The 2,154-nt window shown below is 41.7% G+C and carries 2 protein-coding genes; both read left to right on the top strand.

Annotated features, from left to right (window positions below; all coding sequences use genetic code 11):
* The first annotated feature begins 86 nt into the window (after window positions 1-86).
* The gene (locus SORDD16_RS03655) at window positions 87-992 is read left to right on the top strand and encodes a permease (protein WP_061452419.1); all 906 of its coding nucleotides are present in this window, start codon (window positions 87-89) and stop codon (window positions 990-992) included.
* Window positions 989-1,804, top strand: a complete 816-nt coding sequence (locus SORDD16_RS03650) for a TIGR03943 family putative permease subunit (protein ID WP_061452418.1) — start codon at window positions 989-991, stop codon at window positions 1,802-1,804. Before SORDD16_RS03655 ends, SORDD16_RS03650 begins: the two co-directional genes overlap by 4 nt.
* The last annotated feature ends 350 nt before the right edge of the window (window positions 1,805-2,154 follow it).

The raw sequence follows: 2,154 nt of genomic DNA, 5'->3' as shown, positions 1-2,154 counted from the left end.
GAGGAATTCCCAAACTTCCTGACTTAACACAGGTCACTTTCCCAGATGACAAAGATAAAAAAGAAAAAGTTGAGAAGAAAAAATAGATGACGATTTTCCAATCTCTTCCTCCTAGTGTATTACAAGCGGGAGCTATTTTTCTCTCCATCATGATTGAAGCCCTCCCTTTTGTCCTGATTGGGAGTCTGATTTCGGGATTGATTGAGGTCTATATCACACCTGATAAAGTTTATGAGTTTCTTCCTCGCAATCGCTGGGGAAGGATCTTTTTTGGTACCTTCATTGGCTTTCTCTTTCCATCCTGCGAGTGTGGAATCGTTCCAATCATCAATCGTTTTTTGGAAAAGAAAGTGCCCAGCTACACGGCGGTTCCCTTTCTGGTGACTGCTCCCATTATCAATCCTATCGTTCTTTTCGCTACTTATTCTGCCTTTGGCAATTCAATAAAATTTGCCTTCTTGCGAGCGCTGGGAGCTATTGTGATTGCTTTGGTGCTTGGGATTTTCCTAGGATTTTTCTGGAAGGAATCCATTCAAAAAGAAAATCCTATAACTTGTCACGAACATGACTTTTCACACTTGAGTCCTGCGAGAAAAGTCTTTCAGGTCTTTATACAGGCTATTGACGAGTTTTTCGATATGGGGCGTTACTTGGTCTTTGGATGTCTCTTTGCGGCTATCGTGCAGGTCTATGTCCCGACTCGGATCTTGACCTCTATCAGCGCAAGTCCAGTCCTTGCGATTCTCTTGCTCATGTTTCTAGCCTTTCTCCTCTCTCTTTGTAGCGAGGCGGACGCCTTTATCGGCGCTTCTCTCCTCTCGAGCTTCGGCCTAGCGCCAGTCCTTGCCTTTCTGGTCATTGGCCCCATGCTTGATATAAAAAGTCTCCTCATGATGAAACACTATCTCAAAGCGCGCTTCACCTGGCAATTCATGGGCATCGTGACAGTGCTTGTCTTGCTTTATTCTTACATGATGGGGGTGATGCTATGATCCGATTTTTCATTTTACTAGGTTATTTTGCCCTAACTCTGTATCTGCAGCTATCTGGCAAGCTCCGTCACTACATCAACCTCCACTATTCCTATCTAGTCTATATCTCCATGGTCCTTTCTCTTCTGTTTGCTCTGGTCCAATTCTATATCTGGATCAAGAAAATCAATTCTCCCAGCCATTTGGAAAGTCGTCGAGCTAGACGAATCAGCTTCTTTTTACTGTCACTACCTCTCTTGATTGGAGTTGCCTTTCCAACAGTAAGTTTGGACTCGAGAACCGTGTCTGCCAAAGGTTATCATTTCCCACTTGCTGAGGGAACCAACACAGCCATTCAGGCAAGCGAAGGTACATCCAGTCAATACCTCAAACCCGATACCAGCACCTATTTTTCCAAATCTGCTTATGAAAAGGAAATGAGGGCTACAGCCGATAAATACCTCTCCCTGCCAACCATTCAAGTTACAGATGAGAACTATATGGAGGTCATGGAAGTTCTCTATGACTATCCACAAGAGTTTGAAGGAAAGAAAATCGAGTTAACAGGCTTTGTCTATAACGATCCTAGCCATCAAGATAGCCAATTCCTCTTTCGCTTTGGCATCATCCACTGTATCGCAGACTCTGGAGTATATGGACTCTTGACAAAGGGGAACTCACGCCAGTATCCTGACAATACATGGATCACCGCTAGAGGAACCCTGACCCTCCACTACCATAAAGAACTCAAACAAAAACTCCCAACACTAGAGGTTGAGAATTTCACAAAAGTAGACAAACCAGAAAATCCTTATGTCTATCGTGTGTTTTAATAAAAAGTGACCCAACAACAGACAAATTACTTTTTAAAGTAGCTTGTCTTTTTTTGTTCTCCTAGTTCAACAAAATCAACACACAACCTTTCAAACAATAGAAAAAGTCCCAAGAAATAAAATTTCTCGAGACCATAAAAATGTTAACAAGATAGGGTTGACAATCATCACACATCATAGCTTAACTGCAATAGAGTTGTGATAGAAAACGTTGATTTACTAGATAAAATAAAACTCATATTAAACTGAATATTTCAGTTTCTTACTGGCATAAAGAAAGCTACTTGAGTTTAATTTAACAACCACTAACCTCTATTAACGCCACCAAATGCCGAACCAGAAACGGAAGT

This window comes from Streptococcus oralis (assembly GCF_001578945.1).
GTDB lineage: Bacteria > Bacillota > Bacilli > Lactobacillales > Streptococcaceae > Streptococcus > Streptococcus oralis_Q.
Note: the sequence above shows the minus strand (reverse complement) of the source record. Positions and strands in the feature narration are given on the sequence as shown.